General features: G+C 46.0%; 16 protein-coding genes and 1 pseudogene. 9 read left to right on the top strand and 8 right to left on the bottom strand.

The window, feature by feature from the left end; translation table 11 throughout:
- Nucleotides 1-135: 135 nt before the first annotated feature.
- Both JGK16_RS18005 and JGK16_RS18000 read left to right on the top strand, forming a co-directional pair.
- Nucleotides 136-1,440 (top strand): metallopeptidase TldD-related protein, encoded by a 1,305-nt coding sequence (locus JGK16_RS18005; RefSeq protein ID WP_293191642.1) that lies wholly within the window; start codon nucleotides 136-138, stop codon nucleotides 1,438-1,440.
- A 320-nt stretch (nucleotides 1,441-1,760) separates the two neighbouring features.
- On the top strand, nucleotides 1,761-2,588 hold the full coding sequence (locus tag JGK16_RS18000; RefSeq protein WP_293191640.1) for a DUF3153 domain-containing protein: 828 nt from the start codon (nucleotides 1,761-1,763) through the stop codon (nucleotides 2,586-2,588).
- On the opposite strand, the gene JGK16_RS17995 is transcribed toward JGK16_RS18000, so the two are convergent.
- Complete coding sequence (locus tag JGK16_RS17995) at nucleotides 2,585-2,767, bottom strand: hypothetical protein (protein ID WP_293203314.1); 183 nt, start codon at nucleotides 2,765-2,767, stop codon at nucleotides 2,585-2,587. The two genes, JGK16_RS18000 and JGK16_RS17995, sit on opposite strands and share 4 nt — an antisense overlap.
- Before the next feature lie 48 nt (nucleotides 2,768-2,815).
- Between JGK16_RS17995 and JGK16_RS17990 the strand changes: the two genes are divergently transcribed.
- The 4 genes from JGK16_RS17990 (at nucleotide 2,816) to JGK16_RS17975 (ending at nucleotide 5,970) form a co-directional block, all read left to right on the top strand.
- Nucleotides 2,816-3,190, top strand: a complete 375-nt coding sequence (locus JGK16_RS17990) for a LapA family protein (RefSeq protein ID WP_293153976.1) — start codon at nucleotides 2,816-2,818, stop codon at nucleotides 3,188-3,190.
- A gap of 110 nt (nucleotides 3,191-3,300) precedes the next feature.
- Nucleotides 3,301-3,459 carry a hypothetical protein gene (locus tag JGK16_RS17985; protein ID WP_293181821.1) on the top strand — a complete coding sequence of 53 codons (159 nt, stop codon included), beginning with the start codon at nucleotides 3,301-3,303 and terminating at the stop codon, nucleotides 3,457-3,459.
- A gap of 91 nt (nucleotides 3,460-3,550) precedes the next feature.
- The gene (locus tag JGK16_RS17980; protein WP_293191638.1) at nucleotides 3,551-4,363 is read left to right on the top strand and encodes a segregation/condensation protein A; all 813 of its coding nucleotides are present in this window, start codon (nucleotides 3,551-3,553) and stop codon (nucleotides 4,361-4,363) included.
- Between the two features lie 443 nt (nucleotides 4,364-4,806).
- Entirely contained in the window at nucleotides 4,807-5,970 is a 1,164-nt protein-coding gene (locus JGK16_RS17975) for an NDP-sugar synthase (protein ID WP_293181817.1), read from the top strand.
- 301 nt (nucleotides 5,971-6,271) lie between these two features.
- Here the strand turns inward: JGK16_RS17975 and speA are convergent, their stop codons facing one another.
- The 4 genes from speA to JGK16_RS17955 all read right to left on the bottom strand — a co-directional run bounded on the left by speA (nucleotide 6,272) and on the right by JGK16_RS17955 (nucleotide 10,782).
- Entirely contained in the window at nucleotides 6,272-8,281 is a 2,010-nt protein-coding gene (gene speA / locus JGK16_RS17970; RefSeq protein ID WP_293191636.1) for a biosynthetic arginine decarboxylase, read from the bottom strand.
- Nucleotides 8,282-8,442: 161 nt separating this feature from the next.
- Nucleotides 8,443-8,691: a hypothetical protein gene (locus tag JGK16_RS17965; RefSeq protein WP_293203312.1), complete on the bottom strand. Its 249-nt coding sequence runs from the start codon at nucleotides 8,689-8,691 to the stop codon at nucleotides 8,443-8,445.
- Between the two features lies 1 nt (nucleotide 8,692).
- Nucleotides 8,693-9,835, bottom strand: coding sequence for a helix-turn-helix domain-containing protein (locus JGK16_RS17960; RefSeq protein WP_293181811.1), 1,143 nt, complete (start codon nucleotides 9,833-9,835; stop codon nucleotides 8,693-8,695).
- A 356-nt stretch (nucleotides 9,836-10,191) separates the two neighbouring features.
- A complete protein-coding gene (locus tag JGK16_RS17955) occupies nucleotides 10,192-10,782 on the bottom strand; it encodes a DUF3611 family protein (RefSeq protein WP_293181809.1) in 591 nt (196 codons plus the stop codon).
- Nucleotides 10,783-10,942: 160 nt separating this feature from the next.
- Between JGK16_RS17955 and JGK16_RS17950 the strand changes: the two genes are divergently transcribed.
- The 3 genes from JGK16_RS17950 to JGK16_RS17940 all read left to right on the top strand — a co-directional run bounded on the left by JGK16_RS17950 (nucleotide 10,943) and on the right by JGK16_RS17940 (nucleotide 12,443).
- Nucleotides 10,943-11,113: a hypothetical protein gene (locus JGK16_RS17950; RefSeq protein ID WP_194065476.1), complete on the top strand. Its 171-nt coding sequence runs from the start codon at nucleotides 10,943-10,945 to the stop codon at nucleotides 11,111-11,113.
- 488 nt (nucleotides 11,114-11,601) lie between these two features.
- Nucleotides 11,602-11,898, top strand: a complete 297-nt coding sequence (locus JGK16_RS17945; RefSeq protein ID WP_293181807.1) for a hypothetical protein — start codon at nucleotides 11,602-11,604, stop codon at nucleotides 11,896-11,898.
- Nucleotides 11,899-12,014: 116 nt separating this feature from the next.
- Nucleotides 12,015-12,443 (top strand): heavy metal-responsive transcriptional regulator, encoded by a 429-nt coding sequence (locus JGK16_RS17940; protein ID WP_293181806.1) that lies wholly within the window; start codon nucleotides 12,015-12,017, stop codon nucleotides 12,441-12,443.
- A 478-nt stretch (nucleotides 12,444-12,921) separates the two neighbouring features.
- On the opposite strand, the gene JGK16_RS17935 is transcribed toward JGK16_RS17940, so the two are convergent.
- From JGK16_RS17935 to JGK16_RS17925, 3 genes and pseudogenes are all read right to left on the bottom strand, one after another.
- Nucleotides 12,922-13,947, bottom strand: a complete 1,026-nt coding sequence (locus JGK16_RS17935) for a fused MFS/spermidine synthase (protein WP_293181803.1) — start codon at nucleotides 13,945-13,947, stop codon at nucleotides 12,922-12,924.
- 117 nt (nucleotides 13,948-14,064) lie between these two features.
- Complete coding sequence (locus JGK16_RS17930; protein ID WP_325315380.1) at nucleotides 14,065-14,949, bottom strand: DMT family transporter; 885 nt, start codon at nucleotides 14,947-14,949, stop codon at nucleotides 14,065-14,067.
- Between the two features lie 36 nt (nucleotides 14,950-14,985).
- Nucleotides 14,986-15,471: pseudogene (locus JGK16_RS17925) on the bottom strand (transposase); the annotation flags it as partial.

The following is a 15,471-nucleotide window of genomic DNA, read 5'->3' as shown; positions in this document are numbered from 1 at the left end:
TATCTCGTGAGGATGCGTAAAATCTCGTAGAAACCCGGTTTCTTCGACTAGGCGTGCGGGATTTAGAAACCCGGTTTCTGGCCACACCCAAAATCGCTAAAATAAAATAAAGACCAAACCAGAAAGGCGATTATTGTGAGCGATTCAACCATAGAGCAGATTTTGAAATTGGCAAGTCAGCGAGCGGATGCCGCTGAAGTATACTATCTGTCCAGTCAAGACACGCCGATCGAATTTGAGAACAATCGCCTCAAATCCCTCCAAACCAAAGCCCTCCGAGGCGTAGCACTCCGGCTGATTTACAATGGCAAAATCGGCTTTGCTAGTTCCACCGATTTAACCCGGATAGACGATTTAGTCGATGCAGCCATTCAAACCGCCGAAATCGGCGACCCCGCAGAATTTGAACTGGCTTCCGACTTCCACCTAAAAGGCCCGGAAACCACCTATACTCCGCCCACAACAGCCGAATTAGTCGAAAATGGCAAAAACCTCATCGAGCAAGTCCACGCCTACAATCCCGATATTATGGTAGATGTCGGCTTTCACGTCCGCCACGGCCGCGTGAAAATTGCCACGACGCAAGACGTGTATGCCGAAAGAAGCAGCCAAATAGTCAGCGGGACGATCGCAGGCAATTTGGTAGTAGGAGAAGACTTTATGCAAGCATACAGTTACGACGTAGCGCGCGATCGGGCGATCGACACCAACAGCATCCTGCAATCACTCCTCGAAAAATACCGCCTCGCCGAACATTCAGCCACCATCGCCAGCGGTTCCTACCCAGTATTATTTACCCCCAGAGCCGCCGCCAGCACCCTCGGAGGCCTCTTTGATACCATCCTTTCAGGTCAAGCAGTAGTTCAAAAAGCCTCTCCCCTAGCCGACAAAATCGGCGAAACCTTATTTGACGAACGCTTCACCTTTTTTGAAGACCCCACTTTGGGCCCATCTGCTTGTCCCTTTGACGACGAAGGAACCCCCACCACCCGCAAAGTCTTAATTGACAAAGGAACTGTCACCGGATTTTATTGGGATCGCAGGTGGGCTGCTCGCGCCGGTGTACGATCGACTGGCAACGGTTTTCGTGGCGGATTGTCTCGCCCGGGCCCAAACTTGACCAACTTCTGCATTTCCCCAGGAAACACCAGCACCCAAGACTTGATTGCTAGCATGGATGAAGGTCTCATAGTAGAACAAGTTTTAGGTGCCGGTCAGTCCAATCAGTTAGCTGGCGAATTTTCTGTCAACTTGGACTTAGGCTATAAAGTAGAAAAAGGCAAAATTGTCGGTCGCGTCAAGAATACAATGGTGGCAGGCAGTATTTTTGAAGCCTTTAAAAATTTGGCAGATTTAAGCAGCGAAGCCGAATGGGTAGGCGGTGGAGCATATTTACCGAGTATGCTGTTTCAACAGTTGGGTGTAGCTTCGAGGCAATAAGTTCAGTGCGGTTAATTTCAGGTGACTCCGACACAGCCACAAAAAAAACTGTTTCTGTCACCAATCGACTGCTATAAAATAGGTTTGTAGTGAGGACTTTAGTCCTCTTATCCTAGTTGAGTCAAGAAGGACTGAAGTCCTCACTACAAACCTGGCTTTACAAAAAAACTGTTTCTGTCACCAATCGACTGCTATAAAATAGGTTTGTAGTGAGGACTTTAGTCCTCTTATCTTAGTTGAGTCAAGAAGGACTGAAGTCCTCACTACAAACCTGGCTTTGCTAATTCATGCAAATAGGAAAAAATAGGGAAAAAGGTACCATGAAAGAGCAAAATGTCAAGGATGGAACTGGGAAGAAGAAAAAGCACTTTTTCTTTCTTTTACCTTTGGTTTTTTGCATTTTAAATTTAGTGACTGGATGCGTTCAGTACGATGTCGGAGTCAACTTTGACAGTCAAACTCACGGCGCAATGGTGCAGCACATTAAACTGGGGGAAAGGTTGACAAGCTTCAGCAGCGAAACAGTTGGAGATTGGTTGAAAAGTGTAGAGAAGCGGGCGAGATTGCTCGACGGAAAAACTAAACGGCTTTCTGAGAGAGAAGTTATAGTGACGATTCCATTCAATAATGGAGCCGAATTAGAAGACAAGTTCAACCAATTTTACAATCCGATCGCACAAACTGCCAAATCTCGCGTCGCAAGTCCCCTAGAAACCGATTTGCCCAAGTTTGAATCTCACCTGAGTGTCAAGCAGAATAATTTGTTATTGGTGCTGCGAAATCGGTTAAGTTTGGAATTGGATTTGCGCTCTCTGGCTCTGGTTTCCTCAAACGGCAGTCCTCTGCTGAATCCGGGGGGACTTTTGGAGCTAGACTTTAGCTTGAACACGCCTTGGGGTGCCGAAAATATTTCAACTACTGTCGCCGGTGCGCTGGTTCCCCAAAGCTATCAGCAGGGAAAGCAGTTAGTGTGGAAGCTGAAACCCGGAGAAGTCAACTATTTGGAGGCGACATTCTGGATTCCAAGTCCCGTAGGAATTGGGGCGCTGATTATTGCCTTATTTGTGGCGGCGGGCATTGCTGTAAAATATCAAATATTGCCAGCCCTCTTAATCGGTAAAAAACAGCAAAACATCGGTCAAGCCTAAATATGTTTCTCAGTTGGAGGTCGCAGTTGGATGACTGAACTTTTGGTCATCCAAGGGAGAATTATCAAGATGCGATCGGATTTTTTATCAATTGAGTCGCCGGATACAATGATTAATTGACCAGACTTGATATTATTAAACAAACAGCCAGCATCTACTAAAAAATAGTTAGTTGACAAATAGCAAAGAATTTGCTTGACCCAAATTGAGAATTAGGAACAGAGAAAATGCGATCGCTAAATTTCTTCTTCATCTTTCTGATTTGCTTGGCTCTAGTATTGTTCAGCATCGAAAATACAGAGCCGACCACCGTTCAAATTATTAAAGGCGTCCAAGTTAAAGCCCCGCTGTGCGTAGAACTAATTGTAGCGACAGGATTGGGAGCTGTTTTAGCGTGGCTGTTCAGTTTGTGGTCGAGAATGCAGCGAACCCTCGCCTCTCGCCAAGAAATCCGCCAAGTTCGCGAAAAAGAGCAGCAAATTCAGGAGTTACAACAAGATATCGAACGCTATAAAGCAGAAGTAGAAGCAAAACAACCTTTGTTAGAAAGTGCAGAACTGACAAGTTTAGGAACAGCAGCAGCCGAGGTCAAAGCTGGTTAAATAATGTATCTGGCAATTAAATTGAGTTATTCGGGTGCATCTCACTTTAGAAGAGGGCGAAGCATGACCGCATATAAGTTATTAGTTATAATCTCATATTCACGGAGGTCATGCTTCGCCCCTACAAACATATTTTCAAAACTCAGATGCACCCAGTTTCTATCTGGTTTGTGGCGATGGAAAATCTCAAATCTCATTTCTGTACCCACGGTTGGCTAGAAACTAATACGGTTTGTCTGAGAACAACCCAAGCCTATTGGATTGATTAAAACCCTCAATTTCGGTTGAAAAACCCGATTTATTGGCGGGTGAGTGTATCAGCCCTAAATCTAAAATCTAAAACCTAAAATCTAAAATCGAATGGTTGTTTCCAGAGACCAAGATGGTTTAGAAACGATTTCTGAGGGGATCGCAATTTTAATTGATTTAGCAGAACGGGGAGAAATCGATCCTTGGGACGTTAAGGTAATTGAAGTGTTCGATCGATGTTTGAGCAAGCTGACCAACGCCTCTGATGCCGATCAGAGTTCGGATTTCTCCGATTTGTCCCACTCCGGCCAAGCGTTTTTGTACGCTTCAATGCTGGTTTTGCTCAAAGCAGAAAGTATTGTCCTCTGTGAACCCCCGCCGAATCCCGAATTGGACGAAGCAGCCCTCGAAGACACAGAGCACTCAGGAGGGCGACATTTGCCGCAGCATCTGGAGCGACAACTGCGCCGTCGCGGTGTAGCTCAACTCCCACAAAAACGCCCGGTAACTCTCCCAGAACTAATCGAGCAATTGCAGCTCATGAAAGCAGCAATGGAGCAGACAGTTGCTCCTCGGCGCCGCCCGACTTCAAAAATGCGATCGCAAGCTGCCCAAGCTATCTTTGAGCTAGCTCACCAAGAAAATCTCGTGGAAACTGCTAGCGAGCTCGATCGATTTCTGGCAGAACGGGGCCAGGAAATTGATGAGGGTTGGCTCGACTTGGACAAATTGCTGGAACTCTGGCACCATCACGGTTTTAACTCATCTGTCCACCCCGACCCCCCGCTATCGACTGAGGAAGTTCATTTACCAAATTATGACCGCGTGGGTGTTTTTTGGGCGTTGTTGCTGCTCTCGGCTCAGTCTAAAGTAGAGTTGCTTCAAGAGGAGTTTTACCAAGACCTCAAAATCCGGGCGCTTTGAGCTTGGATGTGCATCAGATAGGCTTCCGGCGCCGGTTTACCAGTCTTTGGAACTCTTGACTTCCGGACGAACCTGCCTCTAGGGGACTTTTAGGTACATTCAACCGGACTTGAGATTATTTCTGATTTCTGATTCCTGGTTGGTTAAATCCAGGCAAATTCCGGATAAATGATTGATAGCCTGGTAGGATATCGCCTATAAACAGGTCAGTCGATTTTAGATTTTAGATTTTAGATTTTAGATTTTAGATTTACTCGCAGCGCAGTAAATCTGAGAGCTTGAACTAGCGTCTAAAATTTTGAAATCGATCCGAACGCTCGCGTCGGAAAATTATACCCGTTTTTGGGCGGGGTTATGATGGTGCTGCGATCGATAAAGGTCGCAACCGCTAGCATCTAATTGTTGAGTTGATATCAATTAACAGAGGGTTGAGGAAGTTAATCATGAAAGCGATGATTCTGGCGGCCGGTAAAGGCACTCGCGTCCGTCCCATTACTCACACGACACCAAAACCGATGATTCCCATCCTGCAAAAGCCTGTGATGGAGTTTTTGGTTGAATTGCTCCGCCAGCACGGATTTGACCAGATTATGGTCAATGTTTCCCACTTGGCCGACGTAATTGAAAACTACTTCCGCGACGGTCAAAAGTTTGGGGTACAAATTGGCTATTCTTTTGAAGGGCGAATTGAAGACGGACAAATGATTGGAGAAGCCGTCGGTTCGGCTGGCGGTATGAGGCGAATTCAGGACTTCTCACCGTTTTTTGACGATACTTTTGTGGTGCTGTGCGGCGACGCTTTGATTGACTTGGACTTGACTGCTGCTGTGAAGTGGCACCGAGAAAAAGGGGCGATCGCTACTATTGTAATGAAATCTGTTCCCCGCGATGAGGTTCCCAGTTACGGAGTAGTGGTAACAGACGATTCTGGCAGAATTAAAGATTTCCAAGAAAAACCTTCTGTAGAGGAAGCTCTGAGTACCGACATCAACACTGGTATTTATATTTTTGAACCGGAAATATTCAATTATATTCCCCATGATATGGAATATGATATCGGTTCGCAGTTATTTCCCGCCCTAGTAGCAGCAGGTGCGCCTTTTTACGGAATTAGCATGGACTTTGAGTGGGTAGATATCGGGAAAGTTCCTGATTATTGGCGAGCAATTCAGAGCGTGCTGTTGGGAGAAATTAAAAATGTTTCGATTCCAGGAATTGAAGTGCGCCCCGGCGTTTACGCTGGTTTGAATGTAGCTGTCAACTGGGACAAGGTTGATATTACCGGGCCTGTTTACATTGGTGCGATGACGAAAATTGAAGACGGAGCCAAAATTGTCGGCCCGACAATGATCGGCCCGAATTGTTGGCTTTGCAGCGGGGCGACTGTAGAAAACAGCGTGATTTTTGAGTATTCCCGTTTGGGCCCCGAGGTGCGGTTGGTTGACAAACTGGTGTTCGGGCGCTACTGCGTTGACAAAACTGGCGCGGCGATCGATTTGCAAGCGGCGGCTCTCGATTGGCTGATTACTGATGCCCGTCAAGTGTTACCAAATATACTAGGAGAAGAGCGACGGGCGATCGCAGATATTCTCAGCACTGCTGACTAATTGGTAATTGGGAATTGGGAATTGGTAATTGGTAATTGGTAATTGGTAATTGCTAATTGGTAATTGCTAATTGGTAATTGCTAATTGGTAATTGCTAATTGGTAATTGCTAATTGGTAATTGCTAATTGCTAATTGCTAAAGTTCTTCGTTTGCACTCTACCTAATAAGTCATTAGTCATCAGTTATCAACTAATGACTAATGACCTTGGATGAGGTTCGCGAGCGGAGACAGCACTCCTAATGACTAATGACTAATGCCAACTGCCAACTGCCAACTGCCAACTGCCAAATGCCAACTGATTAGGACTGCAAATAAGTATATTGGGTGAGACTCCGCTCATAATTTTGCAGTAAAAGTTGAGCCTCCGAAAGAGTAATTTTATTTTGCTGCAAAGCTGATTCTGTCTGACGGCGGATGCTTTCAACCAAACTTTCTGCATCGTACTGTACGTAGCTGAGAACTTCTTTCATCGTGTCTCCCTTCACAACGTGTTCGATATGATATCCCGAAGGAGTTAGCTGAATGTGAACCGTATTTGCATCGCCGAATAAGTTGTGAAGGTTGCCCATAATTTCTTGATAAGCACCTCCCAAAAACAGCGCTAAATAGTAAGGTTCTCCAGGTTTGATTGTATGCAGTTCCAGAACTGACTTGACATCTCGCAAATCAATAAATTGGTCGATTTTGCCGTCGCTGTCGCAGGTGAGATCTGCTAAAATACCGCGCTGAGTCGGTTCTTCATCGAGCCGGTTAATTGGCATAATAGGAAACAATTGGTTAATAGCCCAACTGTCTGGCACTGACTGGAAAACAGATAAGTTGATGTAATAAATGGACGCCATCACCTTTTCTAAGTCTTCCAAATCTTCCGATACATAGTCTTTTTGCCGCGCGATTGTCTGTATTTTATCGCAGCAAGCCCAGTACAACTGTTCGGTTTTCGCCCGTTCCGCAATTCCCAAATAGCCTAAGTTAAATAAACTGACTGCTTCTTCCTTGAATTGGATAGCATCGTGATAGACTTCTTGGTAATTTTCGGGAGTGATAGATTGGTAAATTTCGTAGAGATTGCGCGGAATTTGGTGGGCGTTTTCGTCTACTGGTTCTGGTACTTCTCTGGGGACATCGCTAGTTCCGAGTACGTCAAAAACTAGGACTGATTGGTGAGATGCGATCGCCCGCCCGCTTTCGCTAATGATAATTGGCACAGGAATTTTCCGCTCGTCACAGGCATCTTTGACTCCCGCTACTACGTCGTTGGCGTAGTTTTGCATATTGTAGTTTTTGGAAGCGTGGAAGTTGGTTTTAGAGCCGTCGTAGTCAACGCCGAGCCCGCCCCCTACGTCCAAATATTTCATGTTAGCTCCCAATTTAGCCAATTCTACATAGATGTGGCTGGCTTCTCGAATGGCATCTTTGATGACGCTAATTGAGGAAATTTGAGAGCCGATGTGGAAGTGCAGTAACTGCAAACAGTCGAGCATTCCAGCTTTTTCTAGTTCGTTGACTGCGCGGATAATTTCAGGAATTGTCAAGCCAAATTTTGCCCGATCGCCCGTGGAACCTCCCCAGCGGCCAACGCCTTTGGTAGTTAGTTTGGCTCGCACTCCCAAAATCGGTTTAATTCCTAATGCTTTGCTCGCGGCGATTGCGAGTTCTACTTCCTCAATTTGCTCCAGCACAATTACCGAAGTTTGACCGAGCCGCTGCGCTAAAATCGCGGTTTCTATGTATTCGCGGTCTTTATAACCATTACAAATTAACAAAGCCCCTGGAGTTTTTAAGGTCGCCAAAGCAATCATTAATTCTGGTTTCGATCCGGCTTCCAGTCCGAAGTGATGGGGTTGACCGAAACGCACCAAATCTTGAATTAATTGTCGGTGCTGGTTGCATTTGACTGGAAAAACACCGCGATAGACATTTTTGTAATTGTAGCGGGCGATTGCTCTGGCAAAACAGGAATTTAGGCGATCGATCCGGTCTTCCAAAATATCAGAAAATCGAATTAGCAGCGGCAAAGCCAAATTTCGCTGCTTGAGCGATTCTACCAGTTCGCACAAGTCGAGGGAACCGCCGCGATCGCCCTTGGGAGAGACTGTAACGTGACCGGCGGCATTAATCGAAAAATAGGGTTCGCCCCAACCTTGAATTCGGTACAGTTTCTCGCTATCTTCTATTGTCCAAGATTTTTGTGGCACTTGAGCAGCAGCTACCAAAGCACTGTGCGATACAGTCAAACTCGTGACTGTTTGTGCCTGAGTCGATAGCGGCTCGATATCGGAGGAAGCAGCGGTGGCTGGGGAACTCATCTTATCGGAAACCTTTTTTAGGACTGGTCAAATAGATAGTTTATCGCACATATTGGGTTTCCTGATGTACTTGAAAATTCACTTTGGGTGCAAGGCTGAGCGATTTGAGATTTGAGTTTTGAGTTTTGACTCCACAGATAGTTCAAGGTGAGGGATTGAACTTAAAATCTCAACCGCGATTGTTCTCCACAACTCATGTCTTCAAGCTGTGTATCCCATGTGGGTGAACTCCGAAACTCTGTTTGGGAGTTCAACTGCGCTAAGAGTCTTGTCGGACGATCGATCGCCCGACACACTCTCACCCAGTCCAATTTAGACAAGAAAGTTCGATCGGCAAAACCCTGCCAACAAAAGATACTGCGATTGCTTCGCTCCTGCCAATGACAACCGATCGCAATCGCGTGTAGCACTCTAACCAAAAATCACCTCCGGCGGTGCCATGTCAGCCCCCATAATCATGCCCCCGTGACTCTTAGACTTCTTCAAGCCCGGTTGAGGCGCTTTTTCTTGGCTTTTTGGAGACGGTGCAACAGAAGCGGGCGGTGTCACCTGTGGCTCCACTGCATTGGCCCCAGGTACAACGGGTTGCTGCGACAACCAACCCACACCCCCTATCGCCCCAGCCATCAAAGCAGTGTAGCCGATGTACAAATGCACCGGACTCATTTGAAAGCCTTCGCCGGAGTCGGAGTTGGAAGCAGACAAATAGGTACTGGGAATTATTGGACTCGGAGCGGGTTTTGGCAAAGCATTCGCCATCGCGGTGCCGTCTAGCCCTAAGGCGTCGCCCAATCTGCGGATAAAACCTCTAACGTAAATATCTTGGGGCAGTTTGTCGATTTCCCCATTTTCGATCGCTTCGATGTGGTGCAGCGGCACGAGAGTTTGACTGTGGAGTTGCTGGAGGGATAGCGATCGAATTTGCCGTCCCTTACGCAACTCTCTACCCAACTCCCGCAGGCACTCTTCTCGCTCTTGAACTGCTAAAGCTGCTTCCTCTTCCTTGGTAAGTTTTTTCTCCTTCTTGGGAAAACCAAACCCTGGGAAGGATTTAGCGGGGGCGATGACAGTTGCAGGTGCAGCCGAATCGACTTTAATTTCGTCTTTGAGCGCTTCTTTGTTTTCTTCTAAAGTGTTAGAATCTCGATCGCAATTTTCAGTCTCGGACTCTGTTGTAACAGGAGCTTCCACAGCAGCACTGCGCCAATAGAAAACAGGAGCAGGTACTGGTGGCTCTTCTTCTCTAACATAGGATGCGGTGTCACTTGGAGCCGCGACACTCTCTTGGACGACTTGCATTTCCGTTTTGTTTGGTTTGCCAAATCGATCGAATGCGAGCTTGACTGCTTCTCTGCTAACTGCTCTAATTAAAATTTCGGCAGCAGATGCTGCTTCGCCCAACATGGTTTGCAAGCTAGCTAGAGCTTGGCTGTAGGTGTCGCTACAGAGGAGTTCAGCTTCTATTTGACCGAGAACAGAACGAAAACTTTCTTGAGAAATTTCAATAGTTGCGTGATCTGTCACCCCAAAATAAGCCTCGGGTTTCAGTGCCATGATGTTTGTGTTGTCTTGCTAGAAGGTATCTGAGTACGTTCTTCTAAAGCTTGGCAGTGATTCCGGATGTCAGTTGGGGGATAGTGGGCATGGGGCATGGGGCATGGGGCATTGGGCAAACAGGGCATGGGGCAAACAGGGCATGGGGCATTGGCCAAAGAGGGCAAAGAGGGCAAAGAGGGCAAAGAGGGCATTAGTAGGCCCTCACAAATAACCAATAACCAATAACTAATAACCAATAACCAATAACCAATAACTAATAACCAATTCCCACTCCTGCCCATGCCCCATGCCCCATGCCCCATGCCCCATGCCCCATGCCCCATGCCCAATTCCCCATGCCCAATTCCCCAAGACTACTGCTTGTGGATGCGATCGAGCAACCAAAGAGCACCGATAATCCCGACAAAGTGGGCAACAGTCGCGTGAGTATTGGCTAGCACCACAAATATGTCTAAAGGCTGAATAAATCTGCTGAAATCTACTGCCGCACCGAACAAAGCTTGCGGCTGAGCTAAAGATTTGGCTAACAGCGTGCCGCTGATAGCTTCTGCACCGATCAGTGTCAGCAGCATTCCTAATAAGTTGCTCATCAGTGTCAACTGCACTTGTTTGATCGTGTCTGCTTTTTTGGGGCGGACAGCGTTGGCGGGCGATCGCAATTCTCTCGACAAGCGGGTGAAACGGAAAGCGCGATACACGCTGTAACCGAGCACTGCCAGCCCGCAAAGAGCAAAAAAGACGCCGCCGCCGGTGCCGGCACTGGTTGAACTTCCAGGCGCAGTGGCGCTCGGGATAGCAAAGGGGATGGCAAAGAGCAAAATAATCGTCGCTACCACCGCCAGCACTGACTGCACCCAGAAGCACACCCAGCCTGCTGTCCGAAGGGCAAAGGCAACTCGCTGTGCAGCTACCGGAAGCTTATCGTTATCTAACTGATTAGTCATATTTTGAGCGGATATAATTGAGTGGCTTTAATTGGCAGCAGTTTTTTTTTAGCAGGGACGGTTGATGGCGGTTAACTCTCCTTATAATGGAAGTAGAAATGTTTAAGATTTGTAACTAACATTCGATTTCACTAGCGTCGATCGCAAGGTATCCAAAGCAATGACACAACTACAACCTACCGTCACTCCCAAACTGGAACAACCAAAGTTTGGCTTCAACAGCTACGCGGAACGCCTGAACGGTCGAGCCGCGATGATCGGTTTTTCCCTAACTTTAATTATCGAGTATGTCACAGGGCAGGGGTTGCTGGCCTGGTTAGGTCTCAACTAATTTTAGCAAGGGCGCGGTCAGTCGATTTTAGATTTTAGATTCTAGATTTTAGATTTGATGCCACAGATTCATGTGGGAAAAAAACAGGAGTCTAAAATTTGGGGATTTACCCTAAGCGAGCGTTGAGGGCTTGTACCCGTTTTTGGGCGGGTCAACCTCATACTTTGTGTGGACTGTCAGCCGCAAGGGTGTCACCATGCTGACCGCGACCACTTCGCGAATTGATTAGAATATTAGTTAGAAATCAAGCCCAGCGACTTGTCGATCGAGAAACATCGGTTTAGACAATGCAAGAGCTAGCTTTGGGTTTGTATGTCGGATGAAATTTTGATTGGGCAAGCTTGGCAATTTGGCCTCGCTCCCGTACAATTCGCGACAGGCGAGAAGATTAATTGAGGTGAAGCTAGTTTCAAAGCTAGAAATCCCGATCGCACCGCCAACTCTAAGTTTTAGAGATTTTAGATAAATATAGAACAGAGTAAAACCACATGAATGCTTCGTGGACGCGACTTTTGAAGTCAGCTTACCGTAGAGAGCCAATTACCAGCTTTGTTATAACAGTGGGCGTTGTCGATGCAGCCATCGGCAGCATTGGTGCGAGCGGCTCTTTATTGGCTTTTGGACTGGGTACTGCTGGGGTAGCGATGGGTCTCCGTTGGTGGCAAGTTTACCGCTCTGAAGCCGAACAACCCGCCCCTGCTGCCGAATACTATCTTCCTCCTCAGTCTTCTCGACCTCAGTTGCCCACGCTCAACAACGTGTCTAAGAAAAATCCTCCTTATTAAGATTAGCGCGCAACGGCGACGGGGGTGAGGTGGCGATCGCGCCACTCTGCATCTGAGGCATTACTAAACATAGGATCAAAAAAGTCTTTCGATCTTCGATCTTTGAGGCTTGCTGTATGAATATTACTGTTGCCGAGAAACTGTACAAAATTGGCTCTGTAGCGGGTTGTAGCGGTTTATCGGTGAAAACTGTTCGTTACTATGACGAAATGGGCCTGCTGTCTCCGGCGGTAGAGCGATCGCCGGCTGGTTATCGCTTGTTTGGGGAAGCGGTATTCAACAGGTTGGCGTTTATTAAACGATCTCAGGCTCTGGGTTTGAGCCTTCAGGAGATTAAGGATATTTTACAAGTTCGCGATCGGGGAGAGTTGCCTTGCTCTGAAGCGAAGCAGCATCTAACGGCCAAGGTTGAGGCAATTTCCGGGCAAATTGCAGCGTTAGAAACTTTGAAAGGAGAATTGCAAGGAATTCTCAACCGCTGGCAAGAGAAACCCTCGCCGGAGTGTATTACTCGCACCATTTGTCCGAACATTCAGCGGGATTGAGCAACGGCAGAAAGATACAAAAAAAGGGAAGGAATTATCGGTTTCCTTCCCTTTGTTGTTTGGTTTGTGGTTTGGTGGGCGATCGTTTGGGCGATCGTGCTGAGCTTTTAACTTTTTTCGGAGAGTTTGCTGTTGCTTTTTGAGCTGTCTAGCTCTGGCCGAGCCGCCTTTGCCTTTAGAGTTTCTGCCCTCGTTGCGGGGAGACTCCCAACTTTTTAGTCTCATGTTTTTATTATATGTGTACTACTTACATAATACACTATTACCATTGCACTGTCAAGTAGTTGGTTTAATACCAATTTCAACAATCAATGCAACAGTATCTGTAGGGTGCGTCGCCACTGCTAATCCTCAAAAAAGAGAGAAAATCCCATCGCGACGCACAACCAAGAATCTTTGAGAACACAACCATCCATTTAACTCTACTTAAAATTTGGTGTTGTAGCCAGAAATTTTCAAGCTTAGTATGATATTGCGATCACTCCAAATATTCCCTCGGCATTGCAGCATCTGTAAAAATTGGTAGCGTTTCCCAAATTTTCAGCCATTCCGGCAATTCCGCTAATGTTTTGAGCTGAAACGACATTTCTATTAAGGAAAATTCTAAATTGTGGAAATCTTGAATAAGTTCGGCTTTCAAGAAGATTTCATTTCTAGCTAAATCTGGAGCATTAGTCGCGAACGCTATACTGTTACCAGCATCTAAATTGCAGATATAAACTTGTGCGAACACACTTTGAATTGTTTTAACCGCCGCCGCATTAAACTCTTGTTTGTGGAATAGGTGGATAGCTACAACGCCCGTATTTGACAAGTGCGTTTTGCAGAGTTGGTAAAATTCTTGTGTGACCAATGGATAGGGCATATAGCCGCTGCCAAAACCAGCATCCACAATAATTATATCATTTTTTATGGTGGGATTTTGTTCGGCAAGATATTGACGACCATCTTGAATGGCTACTTTTAGTCTGTCATTAAATTGAATGCCAAAAAACTTTTGAGCAACTTCGACAACTGTTGCGTCTATGTCAGCAGATTCGACTATCGCGTTAGGGAAATAGTGATGCAAAATTCTGGGAAGAGTGCCACCCCCAAAACCGATTATATAGATATTTTTTGGTTGAGTTTTCCAGAGTAATGCTAACAGCATTGCTTGGGAATATGGAAATATTAATTTAAGTGGATTGTTGAGGTCGAGGATTGATTGAGCTACACTTGTACTCAAAGTTTCTCTGTCTACCAAAACCAGGAGCAAGCATGATTTATCTTTTTTGATTGCTACGATGCTGTCGCCGGAATGTTGCTGAAATATAATGCCATCTGGCTGTTTTTTAAGCCAGTCAATCTGTTGATTGGCAATTGCTAAATAATACCAATTATCTAAAATTGTGCAACACTCTTCGACCCCCCCTAGCCCCCCCTTGCTAAGGGGGGGGACAAGAATACTGTTATTTCGTTGAAAATTGGTATGATTATTGTTTTGCTTGCCTGCATCATAATTCATAGTATTCTAAATTAGACGTTTGAGATTAAAAATTGATGACTAAAATCGTGGTTGGGATCTGACGTATAGTTTCATTATTGTTGAGAACTTATATCAAATCTAAAATCTAAAATCGAATCACCTCAATCCCAATAATAGCGCGATTCCGCCGATCGCACAAACCACACCCACAACAGCCCGGAGACTAACCTTTTCGCCCGCGAGTACGGCTAGAGGCAGTATAAACAGGGGACTTGTAGAACTAAGTGCTTGAGCGATGGCTGCGGGTGCATATTTCAAGGAAGTCTGTTGCAGGAAAATTCCGAGATAGGTTCCCAAAAAAGCTGCTAAAATTATTGCACCTAATATTTTTGGCGCTTTTAATTGTTGGAAAGTGCCAAGGTTTGTGGGGTTGAGAAAGCACAGCATGACTGCCATACCTCCGCTCAAACGTAAGGCCGCTGTCCACAAGGGATCGATATCTATTTGAGCGAAGGCGGCGCGGGATAAAACTGCTCCGGCTGCGTGGGCTGTTTGTCCTAATAAACTAATGCCTAATCCTTGCCAAAGATGTTTTGATGGTAAGGTGGTTTCGGCTGTTCGTTCGGCAATCACCCAAGCTACGCCGCAGATTGTTAAAAGAATGCCTGTACAAGCAATAGGCGATAGCTTTTCTTGCAAAAATATCAAGCCGAATAAAGCTGTCAAAGGGGGAGATAGGGTTTCTAAAAGCAGCGCTCGCCTCGCGCCTAAATATTTTAATACGATAAAGAAAGCGGTGTCTCCGATGCCAATTCCTAGGGCGCCGCTGATGAGCAGCATTGCTAAAATATTCGGGTTTACGGATGGTAAGGATTTGCCTAAGATTATTATCGTGGTAAGAAGCATGACCAGGGCGATCGCACCTTTGAGCAAGTTTAGTACAACTGCGGGGATTTGCTGTCCGACTCGCTGCCAGATTGTGGAAGATAGAGCCCAGACAAATGCAGCACCTAAAGCCGCGATTTCACCGATAAAATTCATGTGATTTTAGATTTTAGTTTTGACATACTCCCCGGCTCATCGACTGATGCTACCTTTCATAGTCTTACTCTGTCTCCGCGTACATTTAAGGTCGTGCCGATGCCCCATGCCGACCATTTCTATATTCCTAGCAGCATTTTCATCTCTATCTTGCTCAACACCGCAACTGACGCAAAGCACGCGATCGAATAGATAAATCAATCTTGCCCCATTTGAATCCACAATCTGCACAGATTTGGCTAGTCGGTTCCCATCTACTAATTACCTTGAATTCCCTGCCAAATTTCTCAGACTTACCCTCACAAAGAGTCCTGAATTCTCTCCATCCTTGCAGACTAATTGCCCTGGCAAGTTTACGATTCTTGACCATCCCCGACACGTTCAAATCTTCCAAAATAATTACTTGGTTTTCGTTGACTATTGTGGTTGACAATTTGTGTAGGAAGTCTTGGCGGGTGTCGGCAATTCGATTGTGTAACTTGGCAATTTTAATGCGAGTTACATTCCTTCTTTTAGAATCTT

The sequence above is a fragment of the Microcoleus sp. PH2017_09_SFU_O_A genome (genome assembly GCF_020738625.1).
Classification (GTDB): domain Bacteria; phylum Cyanobacteriota; class Cyanobacteriia; order Cyanobacteriales; family Microcoleaceae; genus Microcoleus.
The sequence above is the reverse complement of the archived record's forward strand: the minus strand, read 5'-3'. Positions and strand labels throughout refer to the sequence as shown.